This window comes from Varibaculum timonense, from assembly GCF_027694345.1.
Classification (GTDB): Bacteria; Actinomycetota; Actinomycetes; order Actinomycetales; family Actinomycetaceae; genus Varibaculum; species Varibaculum timonense_A.
Genome location: NZ_JAQEVU010000008.1, coordinates 40,261 through 59,364, shown reverse-complemented (window position 1 = coordinate 59,364; position 19,104 = coordinate 40,261). Strand labels below are relative to the sequence as shown.

General features: G+C 50.9%; 17 protein-coding genes and 1 tRNA gene. 14 read left to right on the top strand and 4 right to left on the bottom strand.

Annotated features, from left to right (window positions below; all coding sequences use genetic code 11):
* The first annotated feature begins 126 nt into the window (after positions 1-126).
* Positions 127-603: a transcription elongation factor GreA gene (gene greA, locus PG728_RS07805; protein WP_270626843.1), complete on the top strand. Its 477-nt coding sequence runs from the start codon at positions 127-129 to the stop codon at positions 601-603.
* Positions 604-654: 51 nt separating this feature from the next.
* Here greA and PG728_RS07800 read toward each other — a convergent pair whose 3' ends face one another.
* Both PG728_RS07800 and xseA read right to left on the bottom strand, forming a co-directional pair.
* Entirely contained in the window at positions 655-870 is a 216-nt protein-coding gene (locus PG728_RS07800; protein WP_072509731.1) for an exodeoxyribonuclease VII small subunit, read from the bottom strand.
* The gene (gene xseA, locus PG728_RS07795; RefSeq protein WP_270626841.1) at positions 863-2,149 is read right to left on the bottom strand and encodes an exodeoxyribonuclease VII large subunit; all 1,287 of its coding nucleotides are present in this window, start codon (positions 2,147-2,149) and stop codon (positions 863-865) included. The genes PG728_RS07800 and xseA overlap by 8 nt, the downstream gene beginning before the upstream one ends.
* A gap of 107 nt (positions 2,150-2,256) precedes the next feature.
* Between xseA and PG728_RS07790 the strand changes: the two genes are divergently transcribed.
* From PG728_RS07790 to PG728_RS07770, 5 genes are all read left to right on the top strand, one after another.
* On the top strand, positions 2,257-3,261 hold the full coding sequence (locus PG728_RS07790) for a 4-hydroxy-3-methylbut-2-enyl diphosphate reductase (RefSeq protein WP_270626839.1): 1,005 nt from the start codon (positions 2,257-2,259) through the stop codon (positions 3,259-3,261).
* Positions 3,262-3,269: 8 nt separating this feature from the next.
* The gene (locus PG728_RS07785; RefSeq protein WP_270626837.1) at positions 3,270-4,721 is read left to right on the top strand and encodes an alpha/beta hydrolase; all 1,452 of its coding nucleotides are present in this window, start codon (positions 3,270-3,272) and stop codon (positions 4,719-4,721) included.
* A 53-nt stretch (positions 4,722-4,774) separates the two neighbouring features.
* Positions 4,775-5,869 carry a redox-regulated ATPase YchF gene (gene ychF, locus PG728_RS07780; RefSeq protein ID WP_270626835.1) on the top strand — a complete coding sequence of 365 codons (1,095 nt, stop codon included), beginning with the start codon at positions 4,775-4,777 and terminating at the stop codon, positions 5,867-5,869.
* 143 nt (positions 5,870-6,012) lie between these two features.
* A complete protein-coding gene (locus tag PG728_RS07775; protein ID WP_270626833.1) occupies positions 6,013-8,565 on the top strand; it encodes an AAA family ATPase in 2,553 nt (850 codons plus the stop codon).
* 307 nt (positions 8,566-8,872) lie between these two features.
* Positions 8,873-10,156, top strand: coding sequence for an ATP-binding protein (locus PG728_RS07770; protein ID WP_270626831.1), 1,284 nt, complete (start codon positions 8,873-8,875; stop codon positions 10,154-10,156).
* Between the two features lie 133 nt (positions 10,157-10,289).
* Here PG728_RS07770 and PG728_RS07765 read toward each other — a convergent pair whose 3' ends face one another.
* The gene (locus PG728_RS07765; protein WP_270626829.1) at positions 10,290-10,577 is read right to left on the bottom strand and encodes a YciI family protein; all 288 of its coding nucleotides are present in this window, start codon (positions 10,575-10,577) and stop codon (positions 10,290-10,292) included.
* Between the two features lie 124 nt (positions 10,578-10,701).
* Between PG728_RS07765 and xerD the strand changes: the two genes are divergently transcribed.
* The 8 genes from xerD (at position 10,702) to der (ending at position 18,782) form a co-directional block, all read left to right on the top strand.
* Positions 10,702-11,655, top strand: coding sequence for a site-specific tyrosine recombinase XerD (gene xerD / locus PG728_RS07760; protein WP_270626827.1), 954 nt, complete (start codon positions 10,702-10,704; stop codon positions 11,653-11,655).
* Positions 11,656-12,101: 446 nt separating this feature from the next.
* On the top strand, positions 12,102-12,968 hold the full coding sequence (locus PG728_RS07755; RefSeq protein WP_270626929.1) for a ParA family protein: 867 nt from the start codon (positions 12,102-12,104) through the stop codon (positions 12,966-12,968).
* A 15-nt stretch (positions 12,969-12,983) separates the two neighbouring features.
* Entirely contained in the window at positions 12,984-13,853 is an 870-nt protein-coding gene (locus tag PG728_RS07750; protein WP_270626825.1) for a segregation and condensation protein A, read from the top strand.
* Positions 13,837-14,409: an SMC-Scp complex subunit ScpB gene (gene scpB / locus PG728_RS07745; protein WP_270626823.1), complete on the top strand. Its 573-nt coding sequence runs from the start codon at positions 13,837-13,839 to the stop codon at positions 14,407-14,409. The genes PG728_RS07750 and scpB overlap by 17 nt, the downstream gene beginning before the upstream one ends.
* A gap of 52 nt (positions 14,410-14,461) precedes the next feature.
* A complete protein-coding gene (locus tag PG728_RS07740) occupies positions 14,462-15,328 on the top strand; it encodes a pseudouridine synthase (protein ID WP_270626821.1) in 867 nt (288 codons plus the stop codon).
* Positions 15,329-15,338: 10 nt separating this feature from the next.
* On the top strand, positions 15,339-16,469 hold the full coding sequence (locus tag PG728_RS07735) for a prephenate dehydrogenase (RefSeq protein WP_072509721.1): 1,131 nt from the start codon (positions 15,339-15,341) through the stop codon (positions 16,467-16,469).
* 121 nt (positions 16,470-16,590) lie between these two features.
* Entirely contained in the window at positions 16,591-17,301 is a 711-nt protein-coding gene (gene cmk / locus PG728_RS07730) for a (d)CMP kinase (protein WP_072509720.1), read from the top strand.
* Positions 17,302-17,342: 41 nt separating this feature from the next.
* Positions 17,343-18,782, top strand: a complete 1,440-nt coding sequence (der, locus tag PG728_RS07725) for a ribosome biogenesis GTPase Der (protein ID WP_270626818.1) — start codon at positions 17,343-17,345, stop codon at positions 18,780-18,782.
* A gap of 207 nt (positions 18,783-18,989) precedes the next feature.
* Here der and PG728_RS07720 read toward each other — a convergent pair.
* Positions 18,990-19,075: transfer RNA gene (locus PG728_RS07720), tRNA-Leu, on the bottom strand.
* Between the last annotated feature and the right edge of the window lie 29 nt (positions 19,076-19,104).

The following is a 19,104-nucleotide window of genomic DNA, read 5'->3' as shown; positions in this document are numbered from 1 at the left end:
TAGCTGCCATTTTGCAACCAGCAAAATTAATAGCCAGCGTTACCGCGATTTGTTAGACTGAAAACTGCTATTTACTGACCGCGCTCGGCGCGGTCAGTCTTTTGTATATGAGCTTAGGAGAACAATATGGCAGACAAGACCTGGATGACCCAAGAATCTTATGATCGTCTGCAAGACGAACTGCGCAACCTCGAAGAAGTGGAACGCCCAGCAATCGCTCGTCGCATCGATGAAGCCCGTCAAGAGGGAGACTTAAAAGAAAACGGTGGCTACCACGCCGCGCGCGAACAACAATCCTGGAATGAAACCCGCATTCTACAGTTAAAAGAGATTATTGAAAACGCCGAAGTTGGCAAGCCTCCAGCAGATGACGGCATAGTCGAGCCTGGAATGGTAGTAAAAGCTACTTTAGGACGCCGTGAAGTAACATTCCTGATGGGGTCACGGGAAGCCAGCCCCGATGTTGAAATGGATGTTTATTCCCCAGATGCTCCCTTAGGAAAAGCCATAATGGGACATAAGGTAGGCGAAAGTGTAGATTATGAAGCGCCCAATGGCAAGATAATTAAAGTAGAGCTATTAGAAGTAACCCCCTACCAGTAGGGGCGCTTTCGGGTATGCCCCTACTGTCATAACAAATAGGTGCTGTAGGGGCTAATCCGCCTGTTTTACCTGATCTAGACGGGCTTTAGCCCGATCAAGAAAAGCTTGGCAGTGTTTAGCTAGTTCCTCTCCGCGCTGCCAAACCTCCAAGGATTCCTCTAATCCCAGTTTACCGGCCTCTAGCTGCCCAATAGCTGACACTAACTGCTCGCGGGCTTGTTCATACGACAGCTCCGATACCGGAATCTGAGAGTCTGTTTCACTCATTTTTACCTCCTGGAGTGGTTTTCGCATTGGTGCCAAAAACTTTTGTAACTGCGCTTCCATCAGGGAAAATGGCTTCGAGCAAATCACCTTTATTAACCTGTGAAACCGAGTTAATTACACTTCCGGACGGGGAACGCAAAATGCTGTACCCACGTTCCAAAATAGCTTGCGGAGAATATGCTTTCAGAGCATCTTTCCATCCATTAAGTGAGGTCACCTGATTTTGTAGGCTGGTTTCAAAACGAAAACGTAGATGCTGACTAGCTAATGCTAAAGATTGCTCTTGCGCGGCAATTACAGCCGCCGGATCAGCCATAACTGGTCGCGCCCTAAGACTAGCTAACTGTCCGAGATGTTGATCGAGGAGGGCGGATATTAGGGTGCGTAAACGGCTACGCGCATTTTCCAGCCCCAAGGTTTCTTCTCGTAAATCAGGCACAATCCTCCGGGCAGCATCAGTAGGGGTAGAAGCCCGATAGTCAGCTACGAAATCTAGCAGGGGAGCGTCCTCTTCATGCCCGATAGCGGAAACTAGGGGGGTGCGCGCCGCCGCTGCTGCCCGCACCAAAGATTCCTCAGAAAATGGCAACAAATCTTCCACCGCTCCGCCGCCGCGGGAAATCACAATCACTTCCACTTCGGGCAGAAAGTCCAGCTCTTGTAAAGCCCGGGTTACTTCCTGGGCGCAGGTGGGCCCTTGCACTGCCACTTCCCGCACCTCAAACTCGGCAAGTGGCCAACGAGCCAAAGCATTTACCATCACGTCCTGTTTGGCTTTAGCGTTGCGCCCTACGATTAAACCAATTTTGCCCGGAATCGCCGGTAAGGGCTGCTTTTTTGTCTCTAAAAATAGACCTTCTGCCGCTAGCTTTTTCCGTAACTGCTCAATCTGAGCCAGTAGATTACCAACTCCCACTGTATGCACTTCGTTAGCAAATAAGGATAGAGACCCCGAGCCTTCATAAAAGTCAGGTTTGGCGAGCACTACTACCTGCGCGCCCTCAGAAAAATCGCTTCCCACCTGGTCTAGCACGGTAGGGAAACATTTCACTGTCATCGAGGTGGTTTCTTTTGTGTCTCGCAGTACAAAAAACGCCATCCGGGAGCCGGGGCGGGGCTTATATTCCACTACCTGCCCGCATACCCAAAGCCGAGACATCCGGCTGACATATTTCTTTATATTTTGGGTCAGCAGCGAGAGTGGCCAGGGATTATCGCGGGTAGTTTGCGCCGCAGTGGGGGCAAGCGAGATGCCGGGCTGGGACTGATTTGTTTGCACCGCTTTATTGTATCGGCAACTTCGGGTCGCTAGCATAGATGAGCTCTGCGGTATAAACAGTGTTTAGCCGATGGGCATCAGGCATAATACCTTAGTAGGATATATATGTGGCAGAAAAGAAAGTGCTTCTAGCGGCTCCGCGTGGCTACTGCGCGGGAGTAGATCGCGCGGTTGACGTGGTAGAAAAAGCGTTGGCTCTCTATGGTGCGCCGGTTTATGTGCGTAAAGAAATCGTGCATAACAAGTTTGTGGTAGAGCAATTGAGCGCTAAAGGTGCGCGTTTTGTGACCGAACTAGATGAAGTACCTGCCGGAGCAAGGGTAGTGTTCTCCGCCCATGGAGTATCGCCGGCGGTGCGCGAAGAAGCCAAGCGTCGGGGACTTAAAACCGTCGATGCCACCTGCCCGCTGGTGACTAAAGTCCACCGCGAAGCCCTGCGTTTCGCCAAAGCTGACTATGACATTGTGCTGGTGGGACACGCTGGGCACGAGGAAGTAGAAGGCACTCAGGGGGAAGCTCCCGACCATATTCAGGTAGTGGGAGATCTAGAGAGCGTGAACCAAGTGCAGGTGCGCGACCAGGAAAAAGTAGTCTGGCTTTCTCAAACCACGCTAAGTTTAGATGAGACTAGGCAAACCGTAGAGAAGCTGCGGGAACGTTTCCCAAATCTCAACGATCCTCCCAGTGAAGATATCTGTTTCGCTACCCAAAACCGCCAAGGTGCAGTAAAGAAGATTGCGGAAGCCGCTCAGGTTGTCATTGTCGTAGGTTCGGCAAATTCCTCGAATTCGGTGAGGTTGAAAGAAGTTGCCCTCGAGGGGGGAGCAAAGTGCGCCTACCGGATTGATACAGCTTCCGAGATGCGAAAAGAATGGTTTAGTCAGACGCAAACGGTAGGGGTTACCTCGGGAGCTTCAGTACCGGAAGTGCTGGTAAAGGAAGTTTTGGAGCAACTTGCCCACTGGGGTTTTGCGGACGTGCAAGAAGTAGAAACTGCCCGGGAAACAGTAACTTTCGCGCTGCCTTTACCTTTACGTAAAGAACTGACAGAAGCTGGAATAATTAAGACTAATAACCGCCGGCGCACAAACGATCCGGGGCATACCTGCTAGGAGAATAGGTGTTAGCTTCTTTACCATTCGTTATTATTTCCTGCCTACTGGCTGTAGGGGCTCTGCTAGCTTTACCGCAGATGATTCGCAAACCTGGAAAGGCGCTGCGTTCCACCGGGTTAGTCCTATTGGTGGCGATAGTGCAGGTAATAGCAATCGCTTTGGTTATTAATCGCCCAATGCAGTATTTCTCTAGCCCAGTTGAGCTGTGGGAAATGCTGACTAATAAGCAAACAACCAAGGTGACAATTACCGATACCCTAAGGGGTGAGGAGCTTAAAAAAACTGCTTCCGCGTCCTCGCAATCACAGAAAATGAACCCGCAAACCGCTTCGGCATTACCGGGTCAAGAACAGTGGTTCCCCAGTTTCAAGCCTTCCGCTAAGGGCGGAGAAGTAACGGTATTTTCCGGTCCAAAATCGGGGGTAAAAGAGCAGGTTATTGTGTGGACACCCGAGGGATATGACCCGCAAGACCGTTCAAAAACCTATAACGTTTTAGAGTTTATTCACGGCTATCCCGGTTCTCCTGTTTCGGTTGCTCGCGCCCTAGATTTTTCCGGTACTTTACAAAAAGCGATTGACCAGGGGGAAATTGCTCCCACGATTGTGGTTATTCCCGAAGGCAACGTGAATCTTAAAGCGCCTACCTGTGCAAATGTTCAGCGAGGGGCGCAAACAGCGACTTGGCTCAGTTTCGATATTCCGAAAATGATTCGCTCGGTGTTTCCCAATGTTTCCGATAACCGTCAGGATTGGATGATTGCCGGTAATTCTTCCGGGGCGTATTGTGCCGCCCGCCTGGGGGTTTTATATGGGGATGTCTTTGGAGCTAGTGGCGTACTTTCTGGCTATGATCAGCCGATTGTTGGAAATTGGGGGGTGCGTTCTGGAAAAACGTTCCAAGATAATACTTTGTCTTCTTTAATAAGCAGGCCGCGCCCTTGGACATTAGATATGTACGTGTTTGGGGCGCAATTGGACAGAGAATCTATCCATATCGCAAAAGCGTTCTCCGCGGCGCAGTTAGCACCTGGCGACCGTCTACAGTTGAATGTTAAAGCCGAAGGAGGGCACAACTGGGCTACTTGGCGCGACCAAATGCCCGACCTTTACCGCTGGTGGCAGCAGATTCGCACCACTAAAGCCCCAAAGGTTTCGCAAATCTTGGGAGCCGATTCCGCGCTAATCCCGCAAAAAAATCCGGGAGTATTTTCACTGATGGGTTTGGGGGCCATTACTGCCGTAGCTGCTATAGCCATCTTGGCTTTGGCGCTCGTGGTTCGCTTCGTGCCAAAGATAATGGAAAAAGCGGCGCGTGCGTCCTATCTGCGAGCATTGCTAGGGTGCGTAGCTGCAATGATGCTGGTAATACTGGCGGTGCTGCTCCCTATAAATCGGGCAGGGGAGTTCTATACTTCGATTGCCGAAATAATTCGCACTATCAATGGCGCGGTCTAGGTTGGCGAGGTAGTGATTTTCCCCCGGCTTTAACGCTTAGATAAGGTAGAGACGTGGCTTTAACAATTGGGATTGCAGGATTACCTAACGTTGGTAAATCAACTTTGTTCAATGCGCTCACCCGCGCAACCGTATTAGCAGCGAATTATCCGTTCGCGACTATTGACCCCAACGTGGGGGTGGTCCCGCTGCCGGATCCACGCCTGAAAAAACTAACCGAAATGTTTAATTCGGCGAAAACTGTGCCCGCCACGGTTTCTTTCGTTGATATTGCGGGAATCGTGAAGGGCGCCTCTCAAGGGGAGGGACTCGGTAACCAGTTTTTGGCAAACATTAGGGAAGCTGACGCGATTTGCCAGGTAACCCGGGTGTTTAGCGACCCCGACGTGGTGCACGTAGATGGCAAGATTGATCCGACTTCCGATATTGAAACTATTTCTACCGAACTGGTTCTCGCCGACCTGCAGACTCTAGAAAAAGCGGTTCCCCGCTTAGAAAAGGAAGTCCGAGGGCGCAAAACCGAACCGGAAGTACTGGCAGAAGTAAAGAAAGCCCAGGCGATTTTAGAGGACGGAGCGCTGCTATCTGCCCACGATGAACTGGATAAAGAACTGCTGAAAGAATTCCAACTGATGACTTTGAAGCCGTTCATCTACGTGTTCAATATGGATGCGGATCAGTTACTCGATGAGGGGCAACGCCAAGAATTAGAGAATCTAGTTGCGCCAGCGAAAGCGATTTTCTTAGATGCCCAGTTTGAAGCGGATCTAGTAGAACTGGATGAAGAGGACGCGCGGGAAATGCTGGAAGAGTCCGGGCAAAGCGAGTCCGGTCTTGACCAGTTAGCCCGGGTGGGTTTCGATACTTTGGGGTTGCAAACTTATTTGACGGCTGGGGAAAAAGAGTCCCGCGCCTGGACGATTCGTAAAGGCTGGACAGCCCCCCAAGCCGCCGGGGTAATTCACAGTGATTTCGAACGGGGATTCATTAAAGCCGAGATTATCGGGTTTGATGAGCTAGTGGAACTGGGTTCGATTCACGCTGCGCGTGAGGCCGGAAAGCTGCGCCAAGAGGGCAAAGACTACGTGATGCAAGACGGAGACGTAGTCGAGTTCCGCACGGGGCTTACGTCTGGGGGGAAGAAGTAGGACGAGCGGAGACGTCGCCGTGAGCGAGGAGAGTACGCCAATGCATGAGACCGAGGGCGTTGTTGCAGAAACTACGGCCTGCAGGCTTGCAATACGCCAAGCATTTCTTCTCCCTGTGTAGCGACGAGTGAGGGAGCGCATAGATGACAGCTTACGAGGATGTGTTGCAATGGGCAGTGTCGAGACCTTGGTGGCAACAGAAGGCTTTGGCTCGTATGGCCACCGAAGGGCCTCTTGATGAGCAAGACTATGAGGAGATCGCAAAAAGCTTGCTCCAAGAACCTGAGTCGGCGCCTAATGGTGGTTGGTTTGCAAAACTCGTACCTTCAGAGACAACAAAAGATGAGTCGGTTCGCATAGTTGCGGTGAAAGAACTCACGAATGTTAATCGCCTTGCCGCTGACCAAGAACTTACATTTGAACCAGATGGTCTCACCGTGGTGTTTGGAAACAACGGTAGTGGTAAGTCCGGTTATGCCCGGGTGATTCGTTCAATAGTTCGTGCGCGCCATAAGGGTGACATTCTCCCTGATGTATTCGCTGATACGGATGATTCCCCGTCAGGTAAAGTCATTTTTCAGGTTGGCGATACTGAGAGAACGGCCCAGTTAGGCCAATCGGCTGACCCTGACTTCAGTCGCGTTGCCTTCTATGACGAGCACTGCGGAGATACCTACCTGACCAAAGAAACGGAGATTTCTTACCGTCCCTCGGCTGTGCAGCTATTGGAGGAGCTCGGGAAGGTATGTGTCGGTGTGCATAAAGTGCTTTCGAAGTGGAAGGAACAGAAAAGCAATAGTGGATCTCTGCCTGAGGTTAGCGTAGGGAGTGCTGGAGAGAAGTTCCTTAAAGGGCTGAATGCTGCTACAACGGACGATGAGTTGACAGCAGCAGTCGCCTGCCCATCCGACGTGGCTGAGCTCCTTGAGAAACAGATGAAAGAGGTTTCTCGCCTTCGAGAAATCGATCCAACTAAAGAAAGAGATCGTCTGAAAGAGGCAGCTGAGGCTCTCGATTTGATCGCTGATCATTTGGAGGAGATCGACAAAAATATTGGAGTTCAAGCCGAGACGCAGCTGAGAGAGCTGACCGAGAAGGCTGAAACTGCGCAGAGGGCAGCGGATCTTGCCTCGTCTGAGGCGTTCGACAACAAAGAGCCCCTGAGCGAAGTTGGGTCACAGGCATGGAAGGCACTGTGGAGGGCAGCGGAATCATATTCGAAGGTGGCTTATCGGAATCACGACTTCCCACATACCACTGACGGGGCAGTCTGTGTTCTGTGCCAACAGGCGCTAGGCACTGATGCCGCAGAACGTCTTATGAGATTCCAACAGTTTGTCATGGACACGACGGCTCAAGAAGCACAAGCTGCACAGGAAAAGGCAGCTGCCTTTAGGAAGGAAATTGACGGAGTAGAGGTCGAACCAGCCACTGTGCAAAGGGCTATTGAGAAGTTAAAGCACATTGCAGAGATCGATACGGAAAAAATTGATTCGATAATAGAGGTGTTAGATAATCGTAAGTTCGCACTATTGTCTGACGGAAAGCCGAAACGTGTTGAGGTTATTGTCGCTGTCTCTGCTCTGCGTAAAGAAGCCGCTTCCTGCCGTGAACAAGGCAAAAAAGTGGACGCAGAGAGTTTCAAACAAAAACTGGCCCAAGCAAAGTCGAGAGAATGCCAACTGCGTGATCAGATTGCGATGCGGGACGGGCGGCAACTTATAGAAACGGAACGAACTAGACTTCAGGAGTTGGCGAAGCTCGATGAAAGACTTTCGGAGACTAACTCTCGTCAAATCACTGAGAAGGTGAAAGAACTCACCCAGAAATACGTAACTGGGGAGGCGAGCCAATACTTCACGCGCGAGGCGAAGAAGCTCGGCCTGGAACGCGTCACGTTCGGATGCACCAGAGCCCAAAAAGGAACTCTACTCCACAAGGCAGATTTGGTGGGTGCCCATCGTGGAAGGCTCGAGCATGTCTTATCTGAAGGGGAACAGACCTCACTCGGTTTTGCAGGTTTTCTCACAGAGGCTCACTTCGACGCGAGTAAGTCGGCTCTGTTTTTCGATGATCCGGTTTCTTCCCTTGACCATATGAAGCGCGAGTCTGTTGCGAGGCGCATCGTAGAGCTAGCTAAAAATAGGCAAGTTGTGGTGTTCACGCATGACGTAGCCTTCACCATGTTCCTGCATAAAGCGGCAGACGAGTCCAGTGTCAAATTTGCTACACGAGGCATTGAAAAACGGAGGGAATTGGGGCCAGGTTACACGACTTTGCACCATCCCTGGACCGCGAAGGATGCTGCCCAACGTGTCAATGCTCTCCGGGAGAAAGTTGCGACTTTGCGCCGCAATGAGAAGGGGATGAGTGAGGCGGACTATCTGCGAGCAACCCAAGATATTGCAGGCCACATGTCGCAGACCTGGGAGCGCATAATCAGCCAGGTTATCGCCGAGCCACTGGTTGACTATAAATCTTTAGAAGTCCGAGTTGGGAAACTGCGAATCATTGGTCGTGTAACAGAAGAAGACGTGAAAACCTATGATGACTCCTACAGTCGCATCTCTGGGTGGGCGTCACGGCACGATCCTCATCCTGAACTTAATTACGTTCCACCGGATGTCAAAGAGCTAGAGGACGAAATTGAAGTCATTGCAAAATGGCTGAAGAGAGTGAAGAAATACCAGTCGTAACCAAGTTTTTGCGTGTGAGGGTATTTGCTGTAATTGATCTCAGAGGTGAGCCAGAGCGTGTCTTCGTTTGAGGTCAGAGTGCACGTATAGCCAAGGGAATAAAGTCGAATTCAAATTTAACGTCTAGCGTTAATAACGTAATGCGTTAGCAGGGAGGTAGTAATCCTCTGACTACTCATAGGAACAATTCTCTGAAAAGTGCTCAGTGAATTGCTTGAAAAGTGCTCAACAAATTCTCTGAAAAGTGCACAATGAATTGCTTGAAAAGTGCTCAATGCCCAGGTAGACTTCTTTTAGAGGTGGGGTAATGAGCTTAATAAAACCAGGATATCGGTCAAGACTTATTGACGAAAAAATCGCAAGATACTTAAACATCTTCGGAGCTGTCTGTGTTGAGGGACCGAAGTGGTGCGGAAAGACCTGGACAAGCTTGGCGCATGCAAATAGCGTGAGTTATCTAACGGATCGAAGTCAGCGTGACCTGGCAGGGGTTAATCCCAAATACATTTTTACTCATCAAAGTCCTCAATTGATTGATGAATGGCAGATTGTTCCCGAGATTTGGGATGCAGTACGGCATGAGTGTGACACGGATCGGAAAAAAGGGAAATTTCTCCTGACTGGTTCAACCGCTTTGAAAGTCAATGAAGGTGAGCACAAGGTATTCCACTCTGGGGTAGGAAGAATAGTAACCCAGCGCATGCATCCTATGAGTCTGTATGAATCAGGTGATTCCACCGGAGAAGTATCTCTGTCTAGCCTATTGCAAGGAACGGTTAAAACGGGATACGTGGGCGATGTGAACCTGGAAAAACTTGCCCGCCTCATCGTGAGAGGGGGGTGGCCAGAAAACATCGATATGGCGGAGGAAGATTGCGCAGTTATTCCCGAGAGTTATATTGATTCTTTGGTAACTAAAGATATGCATGAAGGGGCAGGAAGGAAACGTAATCCGCACAAGATGCGTATGCTTTTACGTTCGCTTTCCAGGAATGAATCAACTTTAGTCGGAAACAAAACCCTGGTTAAAGATATCGAAGAATATGAAAACCAAGATGAGTTAATCGAAAGTCGTGCAACCATCGCAGATTACCTCAGCGTCCTCGATAGTTTATATCTGACCGCAAATCAAGAAGCCTTCAGTCTTAATTACCGTTCCTCAGCAAGAATTGGGAAAGCCGCGAAAAGGCATCTGGTGGATCCTTCCCTTTGTTGTGCAAGCCTAGGTCTGAGTGTTGAAAAACTGCTGCATGACCATGAAACTTTTGGACTACTATTTGAGGCACTCGTGGAACGAGATTTACGAATTTATGCCGACTATCACGAAGGGCATCTTTTCCATTTCCGCGACAACGTTTCTGGTGATGAAGTTGATGCCATCCTCGAATTTAAGAATGGCGACTATGCGGCTTTTGAAATTAAATTAAGTGATGGCAGCATCAAAGACGCAATAACCAGTCTTACTCGTTTCTACCGCTACGCGAAAAAGAAACCGAAAGTAATGGGGATTATCGTCGGACACCTGCAAGCCGTAATGCAGGATAAAGAAACCGGAATCTACATACTTCCGGCCACCTCCCTCAAGCCTTAACAGTTCTGCATCCTGGCAGCAGTTTATGCACAGAGGTGGCAGGGATAAAATCCTTCAGCTCGCGCGAAAGAAAGCAATTAGAGGGCGTACCAGCTGCCGGAGTTAAATCCAGATTCCGCTAAGAGCGCTATGACTAGGCGATTTCTCCGATGATTACGTTCCACTGGTGTACTTTGCGACTCGTAATGAAACCCGCCAGGAAGAAGGGATCCTTAGCTAAAGCGGCCAGGGCATCCTCGCCGGATTCAGCTTCCACCGCGATTAGCGCGCCGGGTTGGGAATCATTTACCCAAGAACCCACCAGTTTTACTATGCCTTGAGAATGCAGGTCGCGCAGATGCGCGCGGTGGTCAGGACGCACCTCATCCATTTTTTCGGCAGCAGTCGAGTCATAAAAGTATTCAATCGCGAATAACGCCATAAATCATCACTCCTAAAATCAACGATGATTCTATTATCACCTTGGTGGCAAACTGATGCCGGAAAACCGCTTTTGTCACCGGTGGTGCTCAAATAAAAGTGGCTGCTCCCTCTAAAATAGCCCTATGGACGAAATCGAGCAGGCGAGCGAAGCATATTTAGATCACCTGGCGATTGAACGAGGATTATCAAACAACACTGTCGGCTCCTATCGGCGTGACCTGGCGCGTTACCACGAATATTTAGTCGGCGCCGGTGTTCATTCTCTAGCGGAAATCACCCCCGAAACTTTGCGGGCGTTCTTGCAGGCGGCCGCAGCCGGGGAAGACGGGAAAAACCCGTTGGCGGCCTCTTCAATTGCGCGGCTAATGACCTCTCTGCGCGGATTTCACGGCTTTGCGCAAAACGAGCGCCTAAGTGAAACCGACCCCACCGAGAGCCTAGAAAATCCCCGCTTAGCGCGTCCACTGCCCAAAGCACTAACTATCACGCAAACCCGCGCTTTACTGGAAGCCTTTAGTGGGGAGGATCTGGCCTCTTTGCGCTCGCGGGCACTACTGGAAACCCTGTATGCGTCGGGAGCTAGGGTGAGTGAAGTATGCGCCCTCGATGTAGACGATTTAGGGATACTAGCTGGCAGGGAGGCAGAAGATGCAGGGGAAAATCCGATTACCCTGGTGACCGTAACCGGTAAAGGCAATAAGCAGCGCCTGGTGCCGCTAGGAGAATACGCGGTTAAGGCTTTAGAAGCCTATCTGGTGCGCGCGCGCCCGGGGCTAGCCCAAAAAGGCCGGGGTAGTTCGGCACTATTTTTGAATTTGCGGGGAGGGCGCTTATCGCGGCAAAGTGCCTGGAATATTATTCGCGAGGGCGCAGAAATAGCGGGCATAGAAACGGCGGTTTCCCCCCACAGCCTGCGGCATTCTTTTGCCACCCATATGTTAGAGGGCGGCGCGGACGTTAGGGTAGTGCAGGAATTACTCGGTCACGTGAATGTAACTACCACCCAGATATATACCAAGGTAACTGCCACATTGTTGCGCGAGGTGTATCAAGAAACGCATCCGCGTGCTCGGTAGCGATTAGTGCCGGTTACCGGGGCGCGGGGTAGTGCGGCGAAAATATTTTTCCTCCCGCCCAAAGTCTGGGAAATACCGCGGTATTTCCCAGACTTTATGCCCACCGCACCTACTCGGATAAAATAATTTCCCCGCACAGGACGTCACCGTACCTACTCGGGTAATATCTGAGCATTATGTCTTACCTGCGCCGCAGCTACTCAGAAAGAATAATCTCCGCACTGTGTGCCACTGCTCGAATCAGGTCTTAGCTCCACATTCCCGCAAGTTAGTTAGAGTATTTGGGAGAGCATTACTGCATTTAAGTCTCTACCAACGTGGTTATTTTCGCCTGCGTCTTTTCTATGCGGGTAGTGAGATTTACATTTCACGGTACCGAGCGAGGGGAGATTACAGGCTACGAGAACGCCGCTTGGTAACAATTTTTCTCCGGTTGTCATATTGTTATAAGAGTGAGTGAGATTCAACCCGGTTTGATACCCCCGCCAACCCCGAAAGATACGCAATTCCCCGCGCCTGCGCCTCTACAGTCGCATGGTCCGGCGCGGATTATCGCTATGTGTAATCAAAAAGGTGGAGTGGGTAAGACTACAACCACCATTAACTTGGCGGCTGCCCTCGCTGAATATGGGCGGCGGGTGTTGATTGTAGATTTCGATCCCCAAGGCGCGGCCACAGCCGGTTTGGGGGTAAACGGCAACGACCTCGATGCCACCATCTACAATGTGCTTTTAGATAGAAACGTAACCATAGATCAGGTTATCTGTCCCACGTCGATTCCCGGTATGGACTTAGCTCCCGCCAATATAGATTTATCGGCAGCTGAGATTCAAATGGTGAACGAGGTTGCCCGGGAAATGGCACTCGCGCGTTCTCTCCATTTGGTCAGTGAAAAATACGATGTGATTTTGATTGACTGTCAGCCCTCCCTGGGGCTATTGACCGTTAATGCTTTGACCGCTGCCCACGGGGTAATGATTCCCATGGAAACCGAATTTTTCGCCCTGCGCGGGGTAGCGCTACTGGTAGAAACGATTGAAAAAGTGCGTGACCGGCTTAACCCGAAACTTAAAATTGATGGGATTTTAGCCACCATGGTCGATACCCGCACCCTACATTCACGCGAAGTAATGGAACGCCTACAAGAAGCATTCGGTGACCTGGTCTATCAAACCGTTATTCGCCGCACGATAAAGTTCCCAGATGCCTCGGTGGCGACTGAACCGATTACTACTTTTGCCCCCTCACACGCGGGAGCTGCCGCCTATCGTCAGCTAGCGCGCGAGGTTATTGCTCGTGGTGACGCGGCCTAAAGAGCCTATTTCACTATGACTGAACAGGCTAGCGTCACTCCCGCAGGAAATGCTCTAGCTGCGTCCTCGGTACCAGATTCCTCGGTAATCGATTCCCCCAAAGTTCCGCGGTTCGAGCTGGATTTAGAGGTTTTTTCCGGACCTTTAGATTTACTGCTGACCCTGATTATTAAAAATAAGCTGGATATTACCGAGGTAGCGCTAGCGCAGGTAACCGATGAGTTTATTGCCTATATGCAAGCATTTCCGGATTTATCGCAAGCCTCCCAGTTCCTAGAAATTGCGGCAACTTTGCTCAACATCAAGGCCAGCCAGTTGCTACCCGGAGAAGAAGCCGAAGAACTCGATCCTGAATATCTTGAGGCACGTGACCTACTGTTTTCGCGATTATTGCAATATCGAGCCTATAAAGAAGTTGCCGACTACTTTGGTGAACGCATTGGAGAAGGTAGGGCTTACTATCCTAGAGAAGTCCCGTTACCGGAAAAGTTCGCGTGCCTTTTGCCGCCTCTGCATATTACTTTCACCTCCGAGGATTTAGCCCGCGCCGCCGCCGAAGCCTTCACCCGCCGTCCTCCGGAAGTATCCCTGTCCCATCTGCACTTGCCCCAGGCTTCCCTGGCCGAGCAAGTCCAAATTTTGGTGAAAGAACTCTCTATGGCAGGTAAAGCTAGTTTTAGGGAGCTCACCCGCTCCGCGAAGAACCCGACCGAAATGGTGACCAGATTCTTGGCCTTATTGGAGCTTTACCGTCACCGCTGCGTGGATTTAAGTCAAGAAAAAGCTCTCGGAGAGCTCTATGTAACTTTGGAAACTGACCAAATTCCGGATTTTACGAACCTTAGTTTCGATGATTATGGAGCGGTAAATGACAATAAACCATGATGAACAGCTGCTTGCCGCCCTGGAAGCAATTTTGATTATTTCCGCTGAGCCAGTCAGTTTAGAGCGCCTGTGCGAGGCCGTTTCGGCTAGCCCAGAGCAGGTACAGGACGCTTTGAACTATTTATCTGCGGAGTATTCAGGGCAGACGGGACGCGCTCACGGATTCGTGTTACGTAACGTGGGGGGAGGCTGGCGGATATATTCGGCGGCTGCGCAAGAAGAGATTATTTCCGGATTTTTAATTCAGGGAGGAACCTCTAAGCTATCTGGTCCGGCATTAGAAACCTTGGCGGTGATTGCCTACCGGCAGCCGGTTTCGCGTTCCGTAATTGCCGGTATTAGGGGAGTGAACGTAGATGGGGTGGTACGAACTTTACTTGCCCATGACTTGATTCAGGAAGTGGATAAGGCACCTTCAGGGGCGGTGCTGTATGGCACTACTGTTACTTTCTTAGAGCGAATGGGTCTTACTGGTCTCGATCAGTTACCTCCTTTGGCTCCGCACCTGCCAGCGAGGGAAGAATTAGATGAATTAGAGGCACGGCTAAAAGATTAATTTGGCTCCGCGATAGGATAAGGGAAGTTTAGAAAAATATAGGAGAAATTAATTGAGCGATCTGAACTCGTATCAGAAAAGTGATGAGGGCGTTGACCGCTTAGGACGTCCTATTGGGGATATCCCATTGGCTCCAGCTAGAAGGCCGCTCCCGGCGGAGAAAACATCGCCGGTAAAACCCGCGCAAGTACAGGGAGCCCCCAAAAAAGAGCGGCTTCAGAAGGTTTTGGCTGCTGCCGGGGTAGCATCTCGGCGCGCCTGTGAGAAATTGATTGTTAGCGGGCGGGTAAAAGTAAACGGCAAAGTGGTGCGCGAACTTGGTTCTAAAGTGAATCCAGAACAGGTAATGATTCACGTAGATGGACAACCGGTGCTTATTGACGATTCCCGCCTAACCATCGCCCTAAATAAACCTACCGGGGTGGAATCTTCCCTGCGGGGCGACCCCCACGACCTTACCCGTTTTTTGACCGATTACCGGGTGCGGCTGTTTCATGTGGGGCGTTTAGATATAGATACCTCTGGATTATTGCTGCTCACCAATGATGGTGAACTTGCTAACCGGCTAACCCATCCTTCCTGGGAAGTACCGAAAACCTATTTAGCTACCGTGAAAGGCAAGTTTACCGGGAAAAGTGCGCAAAAACTGCGTGAGGGAATCATACTGGAGGACGGGTTTGCCAGAGCAGATAGGGTAACTATCAAAGGATCTCACGGAGGTTTAACTCTAGTTGAGCTGCAAGTGCATCTAGGTCGTAACCGGATTGTGCGCAGAATGCTTGACAGTGTAGGCGCGCCGGTAATGGAACTATCTCGGATAGGTCATGGAACAGTTAAACTGGGGAATCTACCGCTGGGAGCAACCCGCACTCTTTCAAAACCCGAGCTAAGCGTGCTAATGAAAAGCGTAGACCTTTAAGCTGTAAGCTATGGAAAACCTGAAAACAAACCTCGCTAACTCGCAGGTGGGAACTACCGGGCCGGTATTGATTATTGGGGTCGGTCTGCTCGGCGCTTCCCTGGGAATGCGGCTTAGTAAACTCGGGGTGAAGGTCTTTTTACGAGATATTTCTCCGGTGGTTACCGCTTTGGCTTGCGATATGGGAGCTGGTATTCAGTGGGACGAAAACTGCCCGTCACCTAACCTAGTGGTGGTAGCTACCCCGCCTGATGTTGCAGGTAGACAGGTAATATCGGCGTTAAAGGAATTTCCCGAATCGCTGGTGACCGATGTGGCTTCGGTAAAAGCCGTGATTCTAGCGGAAATTAAAGAGGCGCGGGCGGATATTTCCCGCTACGTGGGCTCGCATCCAATGGCGGGGAGGGAACGTTCTGGCACTGCCTTTGCCCGCGAAGATTTATTTGAATCGCGTCCTTGGGTGGTAGTGCCCAGCGAACACACCAGCGCTGAGGCGGTGCTGGCGATGCGTACTTTGGCCTTGGATGTAGGTTCTATGCCGCTACAATTAGATGCGGAAACTCATGATCAATCTGTGGCTTTGGTTTCCCATGTTCCACAGCTGGTTTCTTCCCTGTTGGCGGCACAACTGGCGAAAGCTCCGCTAGAGTCTTTAGGGCTTTCAGGACAGGGTTTGCGCGATACTACCCGGATTGCTTCTTCTGATCCGGCGCTCTGGGCAGCTATTATTGCCGGTAACGGCGAGCACGTGGCGAAAGTTTTACGTGCTTTTGCCGATGATTTGCAGCAAGTATTGCACGCCCTCGAACATCCGGGATCTGCACTTCCTTCCCCGAGCTTGGTGGGAGCGGTAACTTTAGCTATGCGGCAAGGAAACTTGGGAGTGGCGCGGATTCCGGGTAAACATGGGGGAGCGCCGCGGCGTTACCAGGAAGTAATGGTTAAAGTTCCCGATATAGCTGGGAGTTTGGCGCGACTTTTTCAAGCTGTGGGCGATACCGGTATCAATATCGAGGATCTGGAACTGGAACATTCTCCGGGGGCTGCCTTTGGGGTGGCACGCCTGGCTATAGAACCTAACGCCGCAAATTTACTGGCAGAAAAACTGGCGGTTAAAGGCTGGGAAATAGTGTCTTTTTAGAATGGAGCCGACCGGTAATCTCCAATAAACTGTAACAAAAGGCGAAGATAGCTTATTATCAAAAGGTATCTGATATATTTAGGCATCTTGCTAAAGATGGTTTCAGAAGGGTTGTAACGCTATGTCAGGTGACGGTTCACAATATGTTAGCCAGCAGATTCTCGGCGCTGGCTTGGTAATTGCCATTGATGGGCCTAGTGGTGCAGGTAAGTCTACAATTGCGCGCCTATCGGCTGCAGAGCTAGGTACGCGCTTTTTGGATACTGGTGCGATGTATCGCGCTTTGACCTGGTATGCACTACAGCAGGGAACCGACCTTAACGACCCGGCAGCTCTTGCGATGCTAGCTGCAAGTATTCCCCTGCAGGTAGAGGACGTTCCGCACGCTCCTCGCGTCCTCATTAATGGACGGGATGTAACCGCTTTGCTGCGCAGCGAGCAAGTTACCAGTATGGTCAGCCGGGTGAGCGCAGTGCCAGGCGTTCGGGAACAAATGATTGCTCGCCAACGTCAGCTAATAAAAGCTGCTCAAGAATCTGGACGGGGGATTGTTGCCGAAGGTCGTGACATCACTACTGTGGTTGCCCCAGATGCGGACGTAAAGATTCTGCTTACTGCCTCTGAACAGGTACGCCAGCAGCGTCGTCAGGGTCAATTAGGTGTGGGAACAGACGCGGTAAGCTCTCGTGACCTGGCTGACTCACAGGTAAATAATTTCACTACTCCTGCTCCCGGAGTCGAGCTGCTGGATTCTTCTGACTTAAGCGAAGAGGAAACCCTAGAAGCCGTGGTTGCCATCGTGGGACGGGTTTTCAAGGCGCGCCACGCCTAGAGTTTCGCCAAACTGTCCCGTCCTCGCCTAGACTTTAGAACGTGAGTCAAGACCAAATCCCTGTGGATTCTTCAAAGCTACTTAGTCAGATTGAGCTACAAGAAAATGACCTTGAGTTGCTGGAAAACGGTGGCGAAGAGGACGAAAAGCAAGATTTAGCTGCACTACCGGTAGTTGCGGTTATCGGTCGCCCTAATGTGGGGAAATCTACCCTGGTAAATAGGATTTTGGGGCGGCGCGCTGCCGTGGTGCAAGACAAACCAGGGGTCACCAGAGACCGGGTTCGTTACCAGGCGCAGTGGGCGGGGAAAGATTTCCTGCTTATGGATACTGGCGGTTGGGAACTGGGGGTTCAAGGTCTTGACCAAATGGTGGCGGCGCAAGCCGAGGTTTCTTTGCAGTATGCCGATGCGGTTTTGTTTGTCACCGATGCCCAGGTGGGAGCGACCGAAACCGATATGCAGATTGCACGGATACTGCAAAAATGCGGTAGACCGGTTATTTTGGTGGCTAATAAAGTGGATTCAGAGCGCTTAGAAGCTGATGCTATGGCTCTGTGGTCGCTTGGTTTAGGTGAGCCTTTCCCCCTTTCAGCGCTACACGGTCTGGGCAGTGGCGATTTACTGGATAAACTGATAGCTGTATTTCCGGAAAAATCCCATTTAGCGCCGGTTTTAGTTGAAGGCAGCCCCGGGAGGGTGGCTTTGGTGGGTCGCCCCAATGTGGGGAAGTCCTCGCTGCTTAATGCCTTAGCTGGCTCACAGCGGGTGGTGGTAAATGAGCTGGCTGGCACTACCCGAGATCCCGTGGATGAGGTTATCGAGATTGCGGGGGTTCCGTGGACTTTTGTAGATACTGCCGGGATTCGCCGTCGGATGCATAAAAGCCGAGGTGCTGATTTTTATGCATCCTTACGGACTCAGACAGCGATTGAGGAATCCGATGTAGCAATGGTGCTACTAGATGCTTCCCAGGAGCTAGCTAGTGCCGATATTAGAATCATTGAGCAAGTAATTTCTGCGGGACGAGCCTTGGTGTTGGTCAATAATAAATGGGATTTACTTGACGAGGAGAGGCGGCGCGATTTAGAACGCGAATGGGAGCTGCAATTATCCCATGTTGATTGGGCTCCTCGGGTTAATCTTTCGGCCAAGACCACCTGGCATACTAACCGGATTGAACAAGCCTTAACTCAGGCACTTGCGGGCTGGAAAACCCGAATTACAACCAGTGAGTTAAATACCTTCCTCGGTCGTCTCGTTGCCGAGCATCCTCACCCGGTTCGGGGTGGAAAACAGCCGCGGATTATGTTTGCGACTCAGGTTAGCGCTGCTCCGCCGCGTTTCGTGTTCTTTACTACCGGATTCCTAGAGCCGTCCTATCGACGTTTCTTAGAAAACCGTTTGCGCGAACAGTTCGGTTTTGCCGGTAGCCCGATTCAAATCTCGGTGCGGGTGCGTGAGCGCCGCAAACGTTCCTAGCCTACTTGCCTACCCCCCGACTGCTCGTCTTATCTGCGTAGCTAAATTTACTGAGCCGGGGGAGCATAGGTTTAGTGAGGATTCTCATAGGGAAAGTTTTTAGCGGTTAAGAGGGTGAATTCAGGTACAAAAAACGTCCTTTGGCTTTAGAAGACCCCCCCAAAATAACAGCCAAAATAGCTGAGAGGGTGGAATCTGCCCCATAAGTACCTCGAGTGGGACTCGAACCCACATGTCCGGTGAAGGACGGCGGATTTTGAATCCGCTGCGTCTACCAATTCCGCCATCGAGGCTTTTTCTTTAGCGCTTCAACGAGCGCACC

Bases quoted from the DNA above. Each gene is read 5' to 3' on its own strand.
- greA (WP_270626843.1), top strand. From the start codon at position 127: ATGGCAGACAAGACCTGGATGACCCAAGAATCTTATGATCGTCTGCAA.
- PG728_RS07800 (WP_072509731.1), bottom strand. From the start codon at position 870: ATGAGTGAAACAGACTCTCAGATTCCGGTATCGGAGCTGTCGTATGAA.
- PG728_RS07775 (WP_270626833.1), top strand. From the start codon at position 6,013: ATGACAGCTTACGAGGATGTGTTGCAATGGGCAGTGTCGAGACCTTGG.
- PG728_RS07770 (WP_270626831.1), top strand. From the start codon at position 8,873: ATGAGCTTAATAAAACCAGGATATCGGTCAAGACTTATTGACGAAAAA.
- PG728_RS07765 (WP_270626829.1), bottom strand. From the start codon at position 10,577: ATGGCGTTATTCGCGATTGAATACTTTTATGACTCGACTGCTGCCGAA.
- xerD (WP_270626827.1), top strand. From the start codon at position 10,702: ATGGACGAAATCGAGCAGGCGAGCGAAGCATATTTAGATCACCTGGCG.
- PG728_RS07750 (WP_270626825.1), top strand. From the start codon at position 12,984: ATGACTGAACAGGCTAGCGTCACTCCCGCAGGAAATGCTCTAGCTGCG.
- scpB (WP_270626823.1), top strand. From the start codon at position 13,837: ATGACAATAAACCATGATGAACAGCTGCTTGCCGCCCTGGAAGCAATT.
- PG728_RS07735 (WP_072509721.1), top strand. From the start codon at position 15,339: ATGGAAAACCTGAAAACAAACCTCGCTAACTCGCAGGTGGGAACTACC.
- cmk (WP_072509720.1), top strand. From the start codon at position 16,591: ATGTCAGGTGACGGTTCACAATATGTTAGCCAGCAGATTCTCGGCGCT.